The organism is Brevibacillus sp. AG162, from assembly GCF_006715575.1.
Classification (GTDB): Bacteria; Bacillota; Bacilli; order Brevibacillales; family Brevibacillaceae; genus Brevibacillus; species Brevibacillus brevis.
In genome coordinates, this window is record NZ_VFNO01000003.1 from 675373 (window position 1) to 695021 (window position 19649).

General features: G+C 48.3%; 17 protein-coding genes. 15 read left to right on the plus strand and 2 right to left on the minus strand.

The window, feature by feature from the left end; genetic code table 11:
- Positions 1-149 precede the first annotated feature (149 nt).
- From FB479_RS13165 to FB479_RS13175, 3 genes are all read left to right on the plus strand, one after another.
- Entirely contained in the window at positions 150-812 is a 663-nt protein-coding gene (locus FB479_RS13165) for a GntR family transcriptional regulator (protein ID WP_106655180.1), read from the plus strand.
- A gap of 11 nt (positions 813-823) precedes the next feature.
- Positions 824-2170, plus strand: a complete 1347-nt coding sequence (locus FB479_RS13170) for a serine hydroxymethyltransferase (RefSeq protein ID WP_142065544.1) — start codon at positions 824-826, stop codon at positions 2168-2170.
- Positions 2171-2307: 137 nt separating this feature from the next.
- Positions 2308-2796 (plus strand): MarR family winged helix-turn-helix transcriptional regulator, encoded by a 489-nt coding sequence (locus tag FB479_RS13175; RefSeq protein WP_142065546.1) that lies wholly within the window; start codon positions 2308-2310, stop codon positions 2794-2796.
- Between the two features lie 12 nt (positions 2797-2808).
- On the opposite strand, the gene FB479_RS13180 is transcribed toward FB479_RS13175, so the two are convergent.
- Positions 2809-3705, minus strand: coding sequence for an NAD-dependent epimerase/dehydratase family protein (locus FB479_RS13180; RefSeq protein WP_142065547.1), 897 nt, complete (start codon positions 3703-3705; stop codon positions 2809-2811).
- Positions 3706-3894: 189 nt separating this feature from the next.
- Between FB479_RS13180 and FB479_RS13185 the strand changes: the two genes are divergently transcribed.
- The 8 genes from FB479_RS13185 to FB479_RS13220 all read left to right on the plus strand — a co-directional run bounded on the left by FB479_RS13185 (position 3895) and on the right by FB479_RS13220 (position 12856).
- Complete coding sequence (locus FB479_RS13185) at positions 3895-4881, plus strand: substrate-binding domain-containing protein (RefSeq protein ID WP_106655184.1); 987 nt, start codon at positions 3895-3897, stop codon at positions 4879-4881.
- Between the two features lie 64 nt (positions 4882-4945).
- On the plus strand, positions 4946-5914 hold the full coding sequence (locus tag FB479_RS13190) for a sugar phosphate isomerase/epimerase family protein (protein ID WP_106655185.1): 969 nt from the start codon (positions 4946-4948) through the stop codon (positions 5912-5914).
- A gap of 12 nt (positions 5915-5926) precedes the next feature.
- The gene (locus FB479_RS13195) at positions 5927-6985 is read left to right on the plus strand and encodes a Gfo/Idh/MocA family protein (protein ID WP_142065549.1); all 1059 of its coding nucleotides are present in this window, start codon (positions 5927-5929) and stop codon (positions 6983-6985) included.
- Positions 6986-7018: 33 nt separating this feature from the next.
- Positions 7019-8347, plus strand: a complete 1329-nt coding sequence (locus tag FB479_RS13200) for an ABC transporter substrate-binding protein (RefSeq protein WP_106655187.1) — start codon at positions 7019-7021, stop codon at positions 8345-8347.
- 108 nt (positions 8348-8455) lie between these two features.
- A complete protein-coding gene (locus FB479_RS13205) occupies positions 8456-9766 on the plus strand; it encodes a carbohydrate ABC transporter permease (protein ID WP_142065695.1) in 1311 nt (436 codons plus the stop codon).
- Between the two features lie 12 nt (positions 9767-9778).
- Positions 9779-10606 (plus strand): carbohydrate ABC transporter permease, encoded by an 828-nt coding sequence (locus tag FB479_RS13210; protein ID WP_106655188.1) that lies wholly within the window; start codon positions 9779-9781, stop codon positions 10604-10606.
- Between the two features lie 19 nt (positions 10607-10625).
- On the plus strand, positions 10626-11117 hold the full coding sequence (locus FB479_RS13215) for an SRPBCC family protein (RefSeq protein WP_142065551.1): 492 nt from the start codon (positions 10626-10628) through the stop codon (positions 11115-11117).
- A gap of 446 nt (positions 11118-11563) precedes the next feature.
- Positions 11564-12856: an NPP1 family protein gene (locus FB479_RS13220; RefSeq protein ID WP_142065553.1), complete on the plus strand. Its 1293-nt coding sequence runs from the start codon at positions 11564-11566 to the stop codon at positions 12854-12856.
- A 304-nt stretch (positions 12857-13160) separates the two neighbouring features.
- On the opposite strand, the gene FB479_RS13225 is transcribed toward FB479_RS13220, so the two are convergent.
- Complete coding sequence (locus FB479_RS13225) at positions 13161-14570, minus strand: sigma-54 interaction domain-containing protein (protein ID WP_142065555.1); 1410 nt, start codon at positions 14568-14570, stop codon at positions 13161-13163.
- A 231-nt stretch (positions 14571-14801) separates the two neighbouring features.
- Between FB479_RS13225 and pdhA the strand changes: the two genes are divergently transcribed.
- The 4 genes from pdhA to lpdA are packed head-to-tail and all read left to right on the plus strand — an operon-like array spanning position 14802 to position 19614.
- On the plus strand, positions 14802-15869 hold the full coding sequence (gene pdhA / locus FB479_RS13230) for a pyruvate dehydrogenase (acetyl-transferring) E1 component subunit alpha (protein WP_142065557.1): 1068 nt from the start codon (positions 14802-14804) through the stop codon (positions 15867-15869).
- Entirely contained in the window at positions 15866-16849 is a 984-nt protein-coding gene (locus FB479_RS13235; RefSeq protein ID WP_142065559.1) for an alpha-ketoacid dehydrogenase subunit beta, read from the plus strand. Before pdhA ends, FB479_RS13235 begins: the two co-directional genes overlap by 4 nt.
- 17 nt (positions 16850-16866) lie before the next feature.
- Positions 16867-18168, plus strand: coding sequence for a dihydrolipoamide acetyltransferase family protein (locus tag FB479_RS13240; RefSeq protein ID WP_142065561.1), 1302 nt, complete (start codon positions 16867-16869; stop codon positions 18166-18168).
- The gene (gene lpdA, locus FB479_RS13245) at positions 18169-19614 is read left to right on the plus strand and encodes a dihydrolipoyl dehydrogenase (protein WP_142065563.1); all 1446 of its coding nucleotides are present in this window, start codon (positions 18169-18171) and stop codon (positions 19612-19614) included.
- Positions 19615-19649 lie beyond the last annotated feature (35 nt).

A 19649-nucleotide genomic window follows, 5' to 3' on the forward strand; every position in this document is an offset into this window, starting at 1 on the left:
CCCTCCTACATTCAGTCCTGAGCCAAGCGGAAAATGAGATAGTTAAGTGTATTCACTCAAGCCTAAAGCAAATTCCAACCAAACCGTTATCTATCGTTATCTAAATATTTAAAATTGACAGAAATAAAGAAAACCAATATATTGGTTTTATGGATACAAACCTAATCAAACAAATCGAACGGCCCTCATTACGCGAACAGGTATACCAAGGCTTGAAGAAAGCGATCGTCATGCTAGAGCTAAAGCCAGGACAACGAGTCAACGACAACGAGCTGGCGGCTTTATTTGGCGTGAGTCGAACACCTGTGAGAGAAGCGCTCAAACGATTGGAGGACGAAGGTCTTATTGAATCCGTTCCGGGCTCTCTAACACGGGTAACACCCTTACATGAAAAGGAGGCGAAGCACGCTTTTCCGGTTGTTGCGGCCTTGCACGCGTTGGCAGCACGATTGGCGATGCCATTTGAATCGGAGGGCATCCGTAGTCTGGAGCAGTGGAATGAAAAGCTGCAGGAAGCACTCGAACAGCAAGATGTGATCAAAGCGATTGAAGCAGATGACGGCTTTCACGAGGTGATCCTCGAGGCTGCGGGCAATCGTGAAATCTACCTGGCACTTGAGCGGGTTGTACCAAAAATTCGGCGTTTGGAATTTGCTCGGTTCGGTTCCTTAGAAGGGGTGGAATCAGTAGAACAGCACCGCAGAATCATCGAAGCGATTCGAGACAACAACAGTCAGCTTGCCTCTTCTTTGATGGAAGAAAACTGGATCAACCTTGGCAGATTGCTTACGGACCATTCCAAAGATGAATAGGGGGTAATGGCATGAGTACGGTTGAAATGAAGGGGGAAGTACATGATTCGCGTGTTCTGCAATGGGCGCGATCCATTATTGAAGAGAGTCCGTCCCACCGTCTGATTCAGCAAGAGATCGTGAATGCTGTCAACCGAAATGCGATTTGGAGAGGCGAAGAATGCTTGAATTTGCTCGCACCCGAAGCACCCACCACGCCCATCGTACGGCAACTGCTCGCTTCTGAGGTAGGTACTCGCGCTGCGGAAGGACATATCGGCAGCACGCAGAGATGGTTCGCAGGCACGAAATATATCGATGAAATCGAAGCGTTATGTGTCGAGTTGTTGAAAAAAGTATTCCAAGCCAATTTTGCTGACCATCGCTTGGTAGCGAGCATGATCGGGAACATGACGGTCTACGCGGCGTTAACGCAACCGGGCGATACGATTATGACGATTGCGCAACCGTTTGGGGGGCATTCCAGCAATCGAGTGGACGGGCCTGCTGGCATTCGCGGTTTGCAAATTGTCGATGTGCCAATGGACCCCGTTGAGCTTACCGTTGATCTGGACGAGTTTGCCAAAGTCGCACGGCAAGTTAGGCCAAAGCTCGTTACCCTAGGTGCGTCCATGACTTTATTTCCATTCCCGCTGAAGGAAATGGCTGAGATCGTGAAAGAATGGGGCGGGCGCATTTATTTTGATGGCGCACACCAGTTGGGGTTGATTGGCGGCGGTCAATTTCAGGACCCGTTACGTGAAGGGGCATGTTTGATGACCGGCTCTGCTGGAAAAACGTTTAGTGGCCCACAAAGCGGCATCATCGTCTGGAATGACCCGGAACTGTCGGTACCGATTACAGATGCCATTTTCCCAGCCCTTGCCGCGACACATCAAGTCAACCGGGTAGCGGCACTAGCAGCGGCGGCGGCAGAGTTTTTGGCGTTTGGCAAGGAATACATGGCACAAATTGTGACGAATGCACAAGCACTGGGAAAAGCATTCGATGAACGGGGAATTCGGGTGCTTTGCGCGCACAAAGGCTATACCCGTACACACCAAGTCATTCTGGACGTAAAAGAGTTTGGCGGAGGTTACGAGGTAGGCAAGCGATTGGCAGAAGCGAACATCATCACGAACAAAAATTTGATTCCAGGCGACGGACCAGAGGATTGGGACTTTCCAAGCGGTCTGCGTATCGGGACGACAGAAATCACTCGCTTTGGCATGAAGGAACAAGAGATGGACATGATTGCAGAGCTGATTGTAAGTGTGTTGTCAGGCAAGGAAAAGCCCGAGGTTGTCCAATCCAAGGTGATCGAATTGCGCAGATCGTTTAGCAAGATGCAGTTCTGCTTCCCAGAATTGAGCAGGTAGGATTAACACCGTATGCCGAGGATCAGACCTTGGCATACGGTGCCTTTTCGAGTGGTAAGTAGACTCTCATTCTTGACAATCTCATTTCCTTTCGTAAATAATCGATTGATACCATCAAAGAATGGGAGTCTAAGCGGATGAGTACAGACCATACAAACTCGGATGTTACCATTGATCATACGACGAAAGAGCTGGCTCTCGTATTTGGTCAGTTAAAGCGGATCGGACATGTTTTCAGCCCTTCGAAAGACCTCCGTCAGAGCGAATTGAATTTGCTTGTTCACTTGACCTACGTTAGTCCACCAGGCACAAACGGCGTCAGAGTTTCCGAGCTAGGCAAGCAGTTGAAAATAACGTCAGCAGCTGTGACGCATGTCATTCAATCACTCGAACAGCTTGGGTTTATCACCCGTACCGTGGGACCCAAGGATCGACGCTCCATTCTCGTAGCTCCTACGAAAGAGGGCTTTGATTTTGTTACAGCGAGGGAGCAAGAGCTGTTTAATCGTTTTCAGCAGCTGCATGAGCATCTTGGTACGGATGATGCACAGGCACTCATACGCCTCTTAACGAAATCAATCAGATTCCTGCATACGTATCAGGATAGCGATGAATCACAACCATAGTGCGAAGATGAACTATGGTTTTTTATTGTTTTGATAAGAACCTTGCTCCAGCTCTTTGCGGATCGAGTTCGCAGAGGGGCTCCATTGCAGCTGTTGTTCCGCGCGCAATCCAGATATCCTCTGGTTGATGCTCGCCCCCCAAGCGGCTGGTCCTAATGCTTTGGCCGCATCCTCATAGCTCCATGATTCCACTTTTTCTATCCCAGTTATTTTTGCAATCGAAGCCATGAGCTCTTTCGTCGTGATCATTTCCTTGGAAGTTGCATTGAATAATGAGCCTGGCTGTGCCCGTAAATAAGCGCATTCGTAAAGTCTCGCCAAGTCATCAACATCGATAGTAGACCATGCCGTTTGCCCGTCATCGATATAGTTGGCAGATTGAGAAAGCTTCGTCCTTTGAATCGTTGCTTGCACGAGTCCACCTCCTCGACCGTATACAAGAGTTGGACGTATGACGATTGTACGAATATTGCGCTCGGCAGCTCCTAACACCTCCTGCTCCTGGTTCACTTTCCACTGGAGAAAAGGCAAGGGATGGGGAGGGGAGTCCTCATCCACGACATTGTCGTACGTATCGTTATAGATCAGCGTTCCGCTCGTATAAATAAATGGCTTCCCTGTGCCTTCCATACCTTTCAGTATTGCCTGAACCGCTGCAACGTCTAGTTTTTCCATATGAGGTGTGTGCGAGATCGCCATATGAATGACACCATCGAATTTTTTAACACTTTCTGTTAACAGGGTGGTATCCGCAAGATCGCCAAAAATAGGGGTAAATCCTTTCGAGAGCAACAGCTCCGCTTTCTCTTCCGATCGAACAAGTCCAGCAACCTGATACCCTTGGGACTGAAAATGCTCGGCTACTACGGACCCGACATAACCGGTTATGCCTGTAAGGAAAACATACATGTCAAAACCTCCTGCATGTATAATTAATTTAGTAACTAAATTATTTAGTAACTTTCCTGCGAAGTCAACAGTGTTTATAATTAACTGAATATTGACAAAACGAAAAATGGGTGTTATTTTCACATTAGGAAAACGTTTACCCGTTACATAGAAAGTGAGTGAAGAACCATTCCTGTAACCATTAAAGACATCGCACAACTCGCCAACGTTTCCATCGCGACTGTTTCGCGCGTGCTGAATAATTCCAAGCCAGTCCGTCCAGAGCTGCGAGAAAGAGTCTTGAAAATCGTGCAAGAGACGGGCTTTCAGCCAAATGCGATTGCCAGGAGCTTGGTTAGCAAAGAAACCCGCATCATCGGGGTGATGATTCCCGATATCTCCAACAACTTTTACTCCAATCTCATTTATGGGATCGACAGCGTCATTAGCGAGTACGACTACAGCATGTTCTTGGCGATATCCGACGAAGTGGTGGACAAAGAGCTGAAGTACTTGCGATTGTTCAAAGAAAAACAAATCGATGGTGTCATTATCGCGAGTATTCATTTCCTGGAGGGCAATATCCAGACGCTGCAAGAGATTCAGGTCCCCCTTGTCGTTACCGGCCACGATTTGCCCGGCTATCAGATTCCGACTGTCAACGTCAACAATGTGCAAGCCTCCTATGATGCTACCGCCTATCTCATCTCGCAAGGCCATACAAAAATCGCGTGTATATCTGGGCCACTGTGGGACCCGCCGTGCGGTCTGGATCGCATGGGCGGTTACCGAAAAGCCATGCGGGCACATGATTTGCCCATCCATGAAGGATTCGTTGTGGAAGGAGAATTCACAGCCAAGAGCGGTTACGAAGCCATGCGCCGTATTTGTGAGGAAAAAATTCGTCCGACAGCGGTTTTTGTCGCAACAGACCTGATGGCGGTTGGCGTCCTCAATTACTTGTACGACCATGGCATTCGTGTACCAGAAGACATCTCCGTCATGGGCTTCGACAATTTGGAGCTCGCTTCACTTTCCCGCCCCATGCTCACCACCGTGCACAATGACCCGTTCATGTACGGAAAAGCCGCAGCAGAGCAGTTACTCAGACAAATCCGCAATGAACCCGTAGAGAGAATGAGCACCGTCCCACACCAACTCGTGATTCGCCAAACTGTAAGCGCTTTACTGGAGTGAGGCAACAAGTCTTACCATATAGAAGAAGCAAGCGAGTTTACGCATTCAAAAGGGGTGAAGAGATATGAAGCTTGGCGTATTTACCGTTCTTTTTAGCGAGAAGACGTTCGAAGAAATGCTGGATCATGTGAAGGCAGCAGGTTTAGAGGCGGTGGAAATCGGAACAGGCTGCTATCCGGGCAATGCGCACTGCAATTTGGATGAGCTGTTGGAAAGTCCAGAAAAAAGACGAGCGTACAAAAAAGCAGTAGAGGATCGGGGATTGATAATCAGCGCACTCAGTTGTCACGGCAACCCGTTGACACCAGACAAAAGCTTTGCGCAGCAGTCCCACGATACGTTTGTGAAAACGGTACAGCTAGCCGAGATGCTGGAGGTGCCTGTGGTTAATTGCTTTTCTGGCACGGCAGGCGACCACGAAGGAGCGAAGTACCCGAGCTGGCCTGTTGCTCCTTGGCCCAATGAGTATCGTGACGTGCTCCACTGGCAATGGAATGAGAAGCTCATCCCGTACTGGCGCGAATGGACTGCGTATGCGACTGAGCATCATGTCAAGGTTGCGTTGGAGCTGCATGGCGGCTTTCTCGTTCACACGCCAGGGACACTGCTAAAGCTGCGGGAACAGGTAGGCGAGGGAATCGGGGCAAACTTCGATCCAAGTCACATGTGGTGGCAAGGGATTGATCCGGTAGCTGCGATCAAAATCTTGGGCAAGGAAAAAGCCATCTATCATTTCCATGCCAAAGACACGTATATCGACCAGGAAAAGGTAAACATGTACGGGCTGACGGATATGAATTCCTACGCCAATTTACATGAACGTGCTTGGTATTTCCGAACCGTAGGCTATGGGCATTCACAGCAGACGTGGGCAGATATGATGAGTGCACTGCGTATGAATGGATACGATTATGTCGTGAGCATCGAGCACGAGGATGCCATCATGTCGATTGAGGAAGGCTTTCAGCGCGCTGTTCAAAACTTGCAGCAAGTCATCTTGCGAGAACCAGTCCAGAATCTATGGTGGGTCTAGGAGGGGGAAAAAATGACGAATCGACGCAAATGGAAAATCGGAATCATCGGTGCAGGGGGGATTACAGAAGCACACTTGGAGGCGATCAAGGAAGAGCCGCGAGCAGAGGTAGTTGCCATTGCAGATATTTCCGCAGAAATGGCTTCCTATCGGGCGAAGCGGCATGACATTCCGCAGGTTTTCACCGAATACGAGACGATGCTACAAGAGTCTGATACGGACGCGATCATTGTTTGTGTCCCGAACTACTTGCATGCAGAAGCAACCAAAAGTGCGCTTGCAGCAGGCAAGCACTTGCTGTGCGAAAAGCCGATGGCGATGAATGCCCAGGAAGCAGAAGATATGATCGAAGCTGCGAAGAAAGCAGACAAAATCCTCATGGTAGCACAAAACAACCGATTCCGAAGCGATTCCCTTCAAGTCAAAACATGGCTGAAGGAAGGAAAGCTAGGGAACATTTATCACGCCAAGACCGGATGGGTCAGACGAAATGGGATTCCAGGATGGGGAAGCTGGTTTACGCAAAAAGAATGGGCAGGCGGCGGTCCGTTGATTGATATCGGCGTACATATGCTCGATTTGACCTTATGGCTCTTGGACCATCCAAAGCCTGTATCCGTCCTCGGGCAAACGTACGCGCAATTCGGGCCTCACAAACGCGGCTTGTCAGAGTGGGGAAGGATCGATGATAACGGGAAGTTTGACGTGGAAGATATGGCAGTGGCGATGATCACCTTTGAGAACGGATTGTCGCTTACGCTCGATGCAAGCTGGGCTTCTCACATCGAGGAGGAAAACGTTTTCCTTCAACTATATGGACAAGAGGGTGGGGCATCCCTTCGTTTATTGGATAACCAGTTCAGGCTTTACCACGAGTGGAACGGCGTAACTGCCTCGACAGAAATAACGCCAAAGCCTCAAAAAGAACGCGTACTCTTATTCCGTAATTTCATCGACGCCATCGAAGGGAAGGCAGAGGTTCTCTGCACACCGGAACAAGCCTTGTACATCAACAGATTGATCGAAGCCATCTACGCATCTGCACAAAAGGGTGAAGCAGTCCGTTTTTAGGTTTTCTTAACATGAGCATAGGGGGTTACTTAGATGAAAGTTGCGAAAAGACTTACATCCGTTGGACTTACCTTATTAATGGCCTTCTCATTGGCAGCATGTTCCTCTACACCTCAGCAAGCCTCTACGGATTCGACCCCACAGCCAGCGACACCTACCACGACAGAGCCAGCACAACCCGCAGCCGAAAAAATCAAACTCGTCTACGCACGTGGGAAAGACGCGACGGATTCCACCAAAAAGCTCGTCGAAGCCTTCCAAAAAGCCAATCCGAATATCGAAGTAGAAATCCGTGAGATGCCTGCCGATTCCGGGCAGAGTCATGATCAATACGTGACAATGTTTAGTGCGCAATCCTCCGAGATCGATGTATTTGACCTGGACGTTATCTGGCCGGCTGAGTTCGCACAAGCGGGTTATCTCCTGCCGCTCGATCGCCTGATGGAACAGGACGGGATCGAAACCGGAAAATATATCAAAGGGGCTATGGATGCCGGGAACTTTGGCGGTCAGCAATGGACCATGCCCAAGTTTATCGACGCGGGTCTCTTGTTTTATCGCAAAGATCTCGTAGCCGAAGCACCAAAGACGTGGGATGATCTGATTGCCCAAGCAAAAGCAACGAAGGGCAAGGGAGGCACGAAGTTCGGCTACTTGATGCAAGCCAAGCAATATGAAGGATTGGTTTGCAACTTTGTCGAGTTCAGTGCATCGTACGGTGGAAAAATTTTGGATGAACAAGGCAAAGTAGCGGTCAACAATCCGGCTACGATTAAAGGGTTGAAAAAAATGATCGAAGTCGTCAAATCCGATTTCGTCCCAACCAATATCACCACATTCATGGAGCCGGAATCACACACCGCATTCCTCGAGGGGCAGGCACCTTTTATCCGCAACTGGCCATATCAGTTCGCGTTGGCGCAGGATCAGACCCAGTCCAAAATCGTTGATCAAGTCGGGATCGCTCCACTGCCAGCTGGCGATGCAGGCTCCGCAGCAGCACTCGGCGGTTGGATGGGCGGAATCAACAAGTTCTCGAAGCACCCGAAAGAAGCATGGGAATTCCTCAAATTCATGACAGGTCCAGAGGGTCAGAAAATATCCGCTGTAGAAGGTGGGCTCGCACCAACCTACCTGCCAGCCTATGAAGATGCCGATGTTCAAAAAGCCAGTCCGTTGTTTGCCAACAAAGATTTCGTCGATGGCGTAAGCGCTGCTGTATCTCGTCCAACGACTCCGATCTATCCAAAAATTTCGGAAGTGATCCAGATCGAGGTGTCCAAAGCACTCGCAGGGCAGCAAACAGCCGAGCAAGCGGTGCAAAACATGGAAACACAGATGAACGATTTGATGAAAAAATAAGCGGCAACATGTGGGGCTTCCAAGGGGGTCTAACCGGCTTCCTTGGAAGATACACAACGATCAGGCAAGCACAAGCAAGCTTCTAGCGGGAAGGAAGGTGGTGAACGGATGAATCGATCAACCAAAATGTCTCTCTCAGAAAAACAGATGGGGTATTTGCTGATTTTTCCTGCACTGCTCATCATACTTGTTATCGCGATTTGGCCTGTCATGCGATCCTTTTGGATCAGTCTGCACGACATCCGGTTGAACGACCCGACGAAATCAGAGATTCACTCTTCATACGGACTAGATATGGAGCGCTACGTCAGCACGTTACCCAATCTGCTCCGGTATGTAAAGCGGGAGGCGGACTCTGCAGAAGGGTCATCAAAGGAAAAATTGAACGCGCTCCAAGCGCAAATCGAGCAAATGAACACTTCCCTCAACCAAACAGGCGAGGTCGCGAGCCGATACCAAATGATCGATCAGCTATTGCTGGACTTTAAACCAGTCCCCACAGAACTCAAATATGTGAGCCTCTCGAACGAACAAACAGAGTCAATTAAAACCAGCTTGGCGGAAGTCAGAGCGGTCCTTTTGCAAATGAGTGAACAAAAGCAGCTTTCGAAGCCAGAGGGTGCTCTTGGCGTGATCCAAGGCATTGAAGCTTCGATTATCGAGCCCAACTTTATTGGCTTTGCCTACTACAACAAGTTTTTAACGGACGCTCGGATGTGGGGGGCTCTGTACAATACGGCGTTTTTTACCGTTATTTCCGTTGCCATTGAATTGGTGCTCGGCATATTGATTGCACTGTTGATCAATCGACCTTTTCGTGGAAGGAGTCTTGTTCGAGCAACCGTGTTAATACCGTGGGCGATTCCGACTGTTATCTCCGCGATGATGTGGAAGTTTTTGTATGACGGGCAAAATGGCATCGTTGCCTATCTTTTTGAGCAGGCAGGGCTGATCTCAGATATGGGGATGCTTCTGACGACAAAGGCTGGGGCCATGTTTTCCGTCATTTTGGCAGATGTGTGGAAAACGACGCCGTTCATGGCCTTGCTCATATTCGCTGGCCTGCAAACGATCCCGCAAAGCTTGTATGAAGCAGCTTCTGTCGATGGTGCCACCCGCACTCAGCAATTTTTTCGTATTACGCTTCCGATGCTGAAATCAACCATTCTGGTGGCGTTATTGTTCCGTACACTTGATGCATTCCGTGTATTTGATTTGATTTACACGCTGACAGGTGGGGCACCTGGGAACTCTACCGAGACCATTTCCATTTACGCGTACAAAACGATGTTTGCTCAAATGAGTTTCGGAGAAGGCTCCGCGCTCGCAGTTATTGTATTTTTATGTGTGGCGTTGATCTCCATCGGCTATGTCAAAATATTGGGAGCTGATCTGCTGAGTGATGGCAGTGGCAAATAAGGAGGTGATTGGATGCGCAAACATACGGGTCCCTTGTTTTACGTCGGTCTATTGCTATTCATTTTTCTTGTGATGTTCCCGTTTTTATGGATTCTCCTCGCAGCATTGAAGCCACCAGCGGAGCTGTTTGGAGAGCGAGCCTTTCATTTTATCATCCAAAACCCTTCGTTTGACAACTTTGTCCGTGTCTTCACCGAAAGACCGTTTGCCCGTTACTTGTGGAATTCAACTGTCGTGGCGACGTTAACCACTCTCTACTCCATTACGATCGCTTCTTTTGCTGCATATGCGATTGCCTGGCTGTCCTTTCGGGGAAAGACCATTATATTGGGTGTCGTACTGGCTGTGTCCATGTTTCCGCAGATCGCAACTATTTCACCTATTTTTATGTTCATGCAATCGATGGGCTTAACGAACAGCTACATAGGCCTGATCATTCCTTATACAACTTTCGCACTGCCGCTTGCCATCTGGAATTTAACCATCTTTTTTCGCAAAATACCGAGTGATTTGGGCGAAGCGGCCAAAGTAGACGGGGCGAGCATTTGGCAGACGATGACCAAAGTGTTTTTCCCACTCGCCATGCCTGGGGTTTTTACGACCGCCATCCTCGTTTTTATAGCAGCGTGGAATGAATTTTTATTCGCCTTGACGTTGAATACGCAGGAAGCAATGAAGACTGTGCCTGTGGGAATCGTCATGTTTCAGGGAATGTTTACAATCCCGTGGGGGGAAATATCTGCGGCCTCCATCATTGTGACGATCCCGCTCGTGGTGATGGTGTTGATTTTCCAGAAGCGGATTATCTCAGGACTGACTTCTGGGGCAGTAAAAGAATAAAAGGGAGTTACTCTATTATTTGTCTCGCAAGTGTGATTATGATACGGTGGAAGCAGCAATCAGAAAGAGAGTTGACGAGCGCATGAACAATCTTACAAAATTTCAGATTAACAGGCCTGCCCATGAAGTGTTCGAAGCATTCGTGGATCCGGTGAAAATCGGCAACTTCTGGTTCTCTTCCAGCTCGGCAAGGTGGGAGGAAGGAAAGAATATTACGTTATTCTACGATATTTACAACGCAGAAGTAGGGATTACCGTTCGCGAAATCGAAGTGCATAAACGAATCTTTTTCCAGTGGACTGGAGAAGAAAATACTGTAACGATTACGTTAAAAGCGGTGGATGAAGCCACGACGATCATTGAAGTGAACGAAGAGGGTTTTCAAGAAAATGATCCTGCGCTCCTTCAAAAAATGGTCGACAATAAAGAAGGCTGGGTGTACGTCTTAAGCTGTTTGAAGGGGTATCTCGAGCATGGGATCAACACATTAAGAGAAGGGCTTGTGAGATAGGTATGGATGTATTGCGAGAATAATGAGAAAGCCCGAACCTAGTCTTACCCCTAGGCTGGGCTTGCAGAAAAATAATGAAATCGATTGTAACGATTCATCACGAGAAAGAACCGTCAAGAATGCACTGACGGTTCTTTCTGCTAGTTGTCGTCTTCTCGATATGATTCCTCGATCTCCTCCATCTAAATGATTCGTTTATGGCATCTACGATTGGCCAATCCTAATACCGCAACTTGCTGCCGAAATGTCATCGGAAAGCAGGGTGTTTAATTAGAGCTAAATTCGTTTATTTGATGGAAAATTTTTCATTTACATACTTTTTATCCCATAATATGATTAGTCGAATCAACAAATTGTTGATTACTAAAAATTTTTAGGAGGGATTCAAAATTAATACGAAAAAAGCTATTTCTAAAGCTACTGTCGTTTCCATTTTTGCACTTTCAATGCTGTTGAATGCTGGAAATGCAAGTGCAGATGTGATTAGTTCGCTGCCACAGAATGCATCGCAAGTAGAGCTGGAGTTTGCACCGTTATATGACTATGATAAAGATGGATGCTATGCGACCTCAGCAATAACTCCTGAGGGGAGGACTAATCCCGGATTAGCTCTAGGTGGAGACGTGAACGGGAAATGCCGAGACCCTCGACAGCTCGAAAACTCAAATACCTACTCTAGATCCAAAACGAATAACGGTTGGACTGCGATTATGTATGCTAGCTATTTTGAAAAAGATCAGTCTACTCTTGGTCCGGCGGCAAGTGGGCACAGACACGACTGGGAACATGTGGTAGTGTGGATTCAAGATAATCAAATCCAATATGTGTCCCGTTCAGAACATCGTGGTTGGAAAGTAGATCCTCGATCCAACGTACGGTTTGAAAACAATCACCCCAAAGTGGTTTACCACAAAGATGGAGGTTCCACTCATTTTATTCGTCTAGCAAACAGCAATGACGAACCACCTGAGAATTATACAGGTAGATGGTTTTCACCACCGTTAGTTGGATGGGATGGTTATCCGAACGTTCATGTACGAAATACACTGATGCAAACAGACTTTGGAGACGCAACGATTAAAATCAATGATGAACGATTCAATGACGCCCTTAACAGTGCAAAACCTCCGGGGATTACTTTTGATGCTTATGCAGATGATTCAAAGCGTAACTTCGTAACATTTTTTGAAGATTATTCTGGCACAGGTCAATCTTTTAGAGATTCAGTCTCAAGAAACTGGGTGGGAAGTTATCCAGGGGGAGCATACTTTGAAGATAAAATTTCGAGTGTAAAATTGGACCCACACACAAGGCTTGTGGGGTATCAACATTCGAATAAGGGTGGATATAGACATACGATCATAAATGATAGTAATGATGTGAAAACCTACGATCTCACTACCTTTAATGATACGATATCGTCGTACGAAATTGACCCACTTCCACAGCATAGTGTAACGTTTTTACAACATCCTTATAATGATAACGGAAATTCAGGACATCACTATACAGAAACAGTCTCACAACCTTCATTCGCCAATAGTCCAATTGGTAGTTCTTTTAACGATATGGCTTCAACTGTAATTGTAGGAGCATATACAAAAGTGGAGCTATTTGAACATGCAAACTATGGTGGGACTAAAAAAGAGTATGTAAATGATACGAATGCGGAACAGGTATTTATCTTGGAAGGTTTTCATGACAAAGCATCATCATTTAAAATTAGTAATACACGCTGATTTGGAGAAAAGGTATGTTTCAAAGAAAGATACAAGTTTAAGCAGCCAGTCGTCGGAATTCAACCGGCGACTGGTTGTTTACAATTGAGGGAGCTCTACCAAAATAACGGCGCTTCTGTAGGTATTCTACCAACTCCTTTAGATAAGCCCTTTCTTCCTCCGGAAATCGTTTGAATGTTCGACCTTTTTTCCCATAATTAAATCCCCTTTAAGGAGAGTGTACGACCCAATGTTAGGTGGGCTGGCTTTTAACACTGTCTACTCAAAGGGGATATTACCAATATATCGGGCTTTTCCTTTTGCACTATTTAATGCCGAGGCTTCGCTTTTTTCGAACGAGCGTGGATATGTTCACTCGCAGCTTATCCGCACAATGCTGCATGGTGTCTGTCTCCTGCAAGACGCGTTGGATATACGCTCGTTCAAACCGTTCGACCGCTTCTTTTAGCGGCAATAGCTCATCCATTTTAGCGAGTTGGAGCGGAAGAGCCGTCTGTTGGGTATTGCGGATAGACGCTGGCAACTGGTCAAAAGTAATTCGCCCATTTTCACACATATGGAAAGAACGTTCCACCACATTTTTCAGCTCGCGTGTATTCCCTGGCCAATCATAATCCATCAGTGCCTCCAACGCATCTGTTTCGATGCGCATTTCTTGCTGGTACTTCCATTCAAGCTTTTTCAAATAGTAGAAAATGAGTGCCGGAATATCCTCGCGACGCTCACGCAAGGGTGGAATGGTGAGGGCAAGCACGTTTAGCCGATAGAACAAATCTTGCCGAAAACGCTTTTGTTCCACCATCGCTTCCAAATCACTATTGGTGGCAGCGATGATACGCATGTTAACCTGACGCGATGTTTTTCCCCCGAGTCTGCGAATCCGTCCATCCTGCAAGACATTCAAGAGCTTCACCTGTAAAGGAAAAGGGAGGTCTCCAATCTCATCGAGAAAAATGGTTCCTCGATCCGCCAGCTCAAACAATCCCTCCTTCGATTGACTTGCCCCCGTAAATGCGCCTTTCTCATAGCCAAACAATTCTGACTCGAGCAAATGCTCGGGAATGGCCCCACAGTTAATCTTGACGAATTCACCAGTTCGTCCGCTTTGGGCGTGAATGTAGTTCGCCATGACATCTTTTCCGACACCAGACTCGCCTAGCAAAAGGATGGGGGAGTCGTTGGTCGCAAAGCGTTTGGCGAGTGAAGCGATTCGGTGCATGAGCCCACTGCGATAAATGATCTGCTCGTCAAAGTCACCATCGGTTTGGATATGCTCCAACGCCCTTTGATACGCGGAACTGATTTGACGTGTTTCCTCCAGCTCCTTCTGAAGTTGATTCAGCTCTGTGACGTCACGCACATTTCCCACCACAAACAATAATTCCTTGTTTGAATCGAGCAGCGGGGTAGCTGTGTTGATCGCTTGCCGGCCGTTCGCATAATCGATCACGACACTATGCGTTTGTTTTGTCAAAATCGTACGTACAGCAGAAGAGTCCGGAACAAGATGCATTTCCTTTTGCTCCATAAAGCTAAAATTATTCAAGATGTCGGCGGGAACTCCCGTGATGTTCAAGTACGCCTCATTGTAGAGCAGGACGTAGCCGTTACGGTCACAGATTGCCAATCCATCGTGGGACGTACTGAAGATAGTCGTCAGCAATTTTGCCAGCTCATGATTGTCACTGGCCTGGAAATACTTGGTTTGATACATCGAAGTCCTCCTAGATAGGCTTGTAAACGGAATAATCAGAATTAATCATCTGTGTGCAATCATGCATATGCAAAAATGATCATTTCCGAATCGCTTTGCTGTGAAATCGCTTTCAATTGTTTGGCATGCTATTTGCTCTTCTATAGGGACGAAAGCAGAAGCAAGACGATCTGAATCACATTATCGAAAGACACCGCGGTGTTTTTCATTGAAAAAGAGAGGGATGATTTCATGTCTTCATTATATCAGGTATTGAGTCCAGCGGGTGAGCAGGTAGGCGATCTCAAGGGGCAATTAGACGAGGCGACGATGATCAAGATGTATGAAAATATGATGCTGGTTCGCCAGTTTGACCGCAAGTCGATTAACTTGCAACGACAAGGAAGAATGGGTACGTATGCTCCCTTTGAAGGGCAGGAAGCTTCGCAAGTTGGAAGCGCGATGGCATTGACACCTGGAGATTGGCTTTTCCCAACCTACCGGGACCATGCGGCAGCGATCGTCCATGGTCAATCCATGGCACGGGTGTTCCTCTATTGGATGGGCCACATGGAAGGGAGTATCAGCCCGAAGCATTTGAACATCATGCCGCCATGTGTACCGATTGCGACTCAAATGGTCCATGCTGTAGGGACTGCTTGGGCGAGCAAGCTGCAAAACGAAAAGCATGTCAGCATCGCCTACTTTGGTGACGGAGCAAGCTCAGAAGGCGATTTTCATGAGGCATTGAATTTTGCAGGCGTGTTTCAAACGCCAACCATCTTCTTCTGTCAAAACAACGGTTTCGCGATCAGCGTTCCGTTTTCACAGCAGTCTGCATCGAAAACGATTTCACAGCGTTCGGCCGCTTATGACATCCCTGGGGTTCGGATAGACGGCAATGATATTTTCGCTGTTTGGCTGACCATGAAAGAAGCCATGCAACGGGCGCTGGACGGCAAGGGACCGACGTTGATCGAAGCCGTGACCTTCCGCTATGGCGCACACACAACCGCAGATGATCCGAAGAAATACCGGGATCAAGAGACTTTGTCCGAGGAATGGCGTCAAGAACGCGACCCACTCCAACGACTGCGTGTGTATCTGGAGAGTCAGGGCTTGTGGAATGAAACAAAAGAAGCAGAGCTGATTGCACGGGTGAATGAACAGATCGACGCTGCTCTTGTCGAAGCAGAGAGCTATCCGAAGTCCAAACCGGAAGACATGTTCAAGCACGTCTACGCGGAACCATCGTGGATGGCAACGGAACAGGAGAGCGAGCTCGTCAAGCCATCGAAGCAGGAGGGAATCCCAGCATGAAACGCAAACTGACGATGATTCAAGCAATCACGGAAGCCATGGATCAAAAATTGGCAGATGATTCTCGCATTATGCTGCTCGGCGAGGATATTGGCGTGAATGGGGGCGTGTTCCGGGCGACGGAAGATTTGATTCACAAGTACGGTCCGGACCGTATAGTGGACACACCGCTAGCTGAGGCGGGAATAATCGGGGCGGCAATCGGTCTTGCCATGAACGGGAAAATTCCTGTGGTCGAAATTCAATTCCTTGCCTTTATTTATCCGGGTTTTGAGCAAATTGTTTCTCATGCTGCACGCATGCGCTATCGGACTCGCGGACAGTACCATGTACCGATGGTCATCCGCACGCCGTACGGGGCTGGGATTCGCGGTCCTGAGCTGCATTCGGAGAGTGTCGAAACGTTTTTTGCCCATGTCCCGGGCTTAAAGGTTGTGGCACCAAGCACACCTTATGATGCAAAAGGCTTGCTGATTGCAGCAATGGAAGATCCTGACCCGGTCATTTTTTTGGAGCCGACCAAGCTCTATCGTGCATTTAAACAAGAGGTTCCGGAAGAAATATATCGTGTGCCCATCGGAAAAGCGAAGGTCGTCCAGGAAGGCTCGGATGTATCGATTTTTGCCTGGGGAGCGATGCTTCGTGTCGCAGAGGATGCTGCGAAACAGATCGAGCGTGAAAACGGCTTGAGTTGTGAAGTCATTGATCTGCGCACGCTCTATCCATTGGATCGGGATACGATCATCGCCTCGGTCAAAAAGACTGGACGTGCAGTTGTCGTACACGAAGCGCATAAGACTGCTGGGCTGGGTGCAGAGATCATTTCCATCATCAATGATGAAGCATTGATCTACATGAAGGCTCCCGTGAAACGGATTACCGGATTTGACGTACCCGTCCCGCAATTTAGCATCGAGGATGACTATTTGCCAACGGCTGAACGCGTGAAGGACGGCATTATGGAAACGGCTACGTTTTAAGAGAAGGAGCGAGTCATATGGTTGAGTTCAAGCTTCCTGATGTGGGAGAAGGTATGCATGAAGGAGAAATCGTAAAAGTACTGGTTCGCACGGGCGAATCCGTTCAACAGGATCAGCCATTGCTGGAGGTGCAGACAGACAAGGTGAATGCCGAGCTGTCTGCGCCAGTGACAGGTATCATTCGTGAGATTTTCATCTCGGAAGGGGAAACAGTAGAGGTCGGAACTACCCTTCTCGTGATTGATGCAGGTACAGAAGCAAAGAAAGAAGGGATCAAGCTTCCAGAAAAGGTCGTAAACCCGGATAAGACAGTCAATTTTGCACCAGCTCGTGCTGATCACCGGCGCTCATTGGCCACGCCATACGTTCGGCAGCTGGCGCGGGAAATGAAGCTGGATATCGAACTGGTCACGGGTACAGGAGCAGCGGGGCGTGTGACGGAAGAAGATTTACGTCAATTCGCCAATCGACTGCAAAAATCAGCACCAGCTAAGTTCCCGACCACGGCTACTGGCAATGAGCGTCTATTGGAGGCAAGTACAGTGGCGGTTGAGACTGAGCAGGTTGTTCAGCCGAAAACAGGAACCGCTACTCGTGCAGCTACCTCGCCGCAGGGAGATATCGAACGCCTACCGTTAAAAGGCATCCGGAAAAAGATTGCCGAGCATATGGTGAAATCAGTCACAATTATCCCGCATGTTACTTCTGTCGATGAGCTGGAGATGGATCAGCTGCGTGCTTTGCGCGAAAAGTTAAAGCCACATGCGGATAAGCGAAAGATCAAGTTGACCTTCCTGCCGTTCTTTATCAAGGCGCTGGTCATTGCACTGAAGGAATTCCCGACGCTGAACGCATCGATTGACGAACGTACGAATGAAATCCTGCTCAAGCGCTTTTACCATATTGGCATTGCTACCGATACCCCTGAGGGCTTGATTGTACCAGTCATCAAGGATGCAGACCACAAATCGATCTTTCAACTCGCAGAAGAAATCGATCAACTGGCACGCTTGGCACGCGAAGGCAAATTGACGATGGAGCACATAACAGGCGGCACCTTCACGATCAGCAATGTAGGACCAATCGGGGGACTGCAAGCAACTCCCATCATTAATCACCCCGAAGTGGCGATTATCAGCTTGCACAAAATGGAGAAGCGCTGGGTTGTACGTGAGGATGAAGGGGTTATTCGCTGGATGATGAACCTGTCACTCTCGTTTGATCATCGCCTGATCGATGGTGTGACGGCGGTGCGTTTTACCAACCGGATCAAGGAGCTGCTGGAAGATCCGAATCTATTGTTTGCGGAGATGGTATAGATGGTAGTCGGTGAAGTAGCAGTCGAAACAGATGTGGTTGTCATCGGTGGTGGTCCAGGAGGTTATGCAGCCGCTATTCGTCTTGGACAGCTGGGGAAATCGGTCGTTCTGATTGAAAAGGAAGTACTGGGTGGGGTCTGCTTGAATCGCGGATGCATCCCGTCAAAAGCTTTGATTCATACAGCAGGTGAATACTACAAGCTAAGTAGTCTAAATAAGCTGGGAATCCAACTGCCAATAGGGAAAGCGACCTTCCATATGCCGAGCTGGCAGACATGGAAGTCTTCTGTCGTTGCTCAACTGAACAAAGGGGTCGATTATCTCTGTCAGGCCAATGGCGTTACAGTCGTGAAGGGGACAGCGACATTTCTCTCGAGTGATCGGATTGGCGTAGAGACGGGTGGCGATTTTGAAACGTACAAATTCAAACAAGCGATTATCGCGACAGGATCACGTCCATTCCTTCCATCGTTTTTGAAAACAGATGGAGAATATATTCTGGATTCTACAGATATGCTGGCACTGGATGAAGTGCCGGAAACACTGGCCATTATCGGCGGCGGCTATATTGGCATGGAGCTTGGGATGGCGTTCGCCAAGCTTGGATCGCAGGTGACCGTCATTGAGGCAGCCGAGCGCATTTTGCCGCAAACAGCCGCCCATCTCTCCCAGGAAGTGCTCAAGCAAGCGAAACAGCTCGGGATGACGGTAAAGATCGCGACAAAAGTAGAGAAGGCAGAGGTAGCGAATGGAATAGTCACGCTCGCATGCACTTCAGAAAAGAACGGTTCCGAAAGCATCACCGCACATAAAACGCTTGTCACGATAGGGCGAGTGCCGAACACAGGTGAACTCGGACTTGCTCAGGCGGGAGTAAAAATGGACGAGCGCGGCTATATTCCCGTGACATCGACTGGCAGTACGAACAAGGCACATATTTATGCCATCGGCGATGTAACACCTGGCCCTGCATTAGCCCATCGTGCGACGAAGCAAGGGATTGTGGCAGCAGAGGTGATTGCAGGGCTGCCTAGCAGCGTAGATTCCCCGTATGTACCGTATGTGATTTTTACCGAGCCGCAAATAGCGGGTGTGGGGATGACACGTGAAGAGGCAGAGCTTCAAGGATACAAAGTCAAGGTAGCGGCGTTCCCTTATCGAGCGAATGGAAGAGCACTCGCCATGGATGAAGGAGAAGGTTTTGCAGAAGTGATAGTGGATCAGGAAAGTCATTTATTGTTGGGAATGCACGTTGTAGGTGCTGATGCATCGAACCTGATCGGGGAGGGTGTGCTGGCGCTTGAGCTTGCTGCACGTGTAGAAGATGTGGCGTTAACCATGCATCCGCACCCCACTTTAAGCGAGGTATGGCTGGAGGCTGCCGAAGCAGTGTTAGGTCATGCCATTCATATCGTAAACAAATCAAAAGTAGCTGTAAGCAAATAGAATTATCGTGAAACCTTAAAGATACGTGACGGATA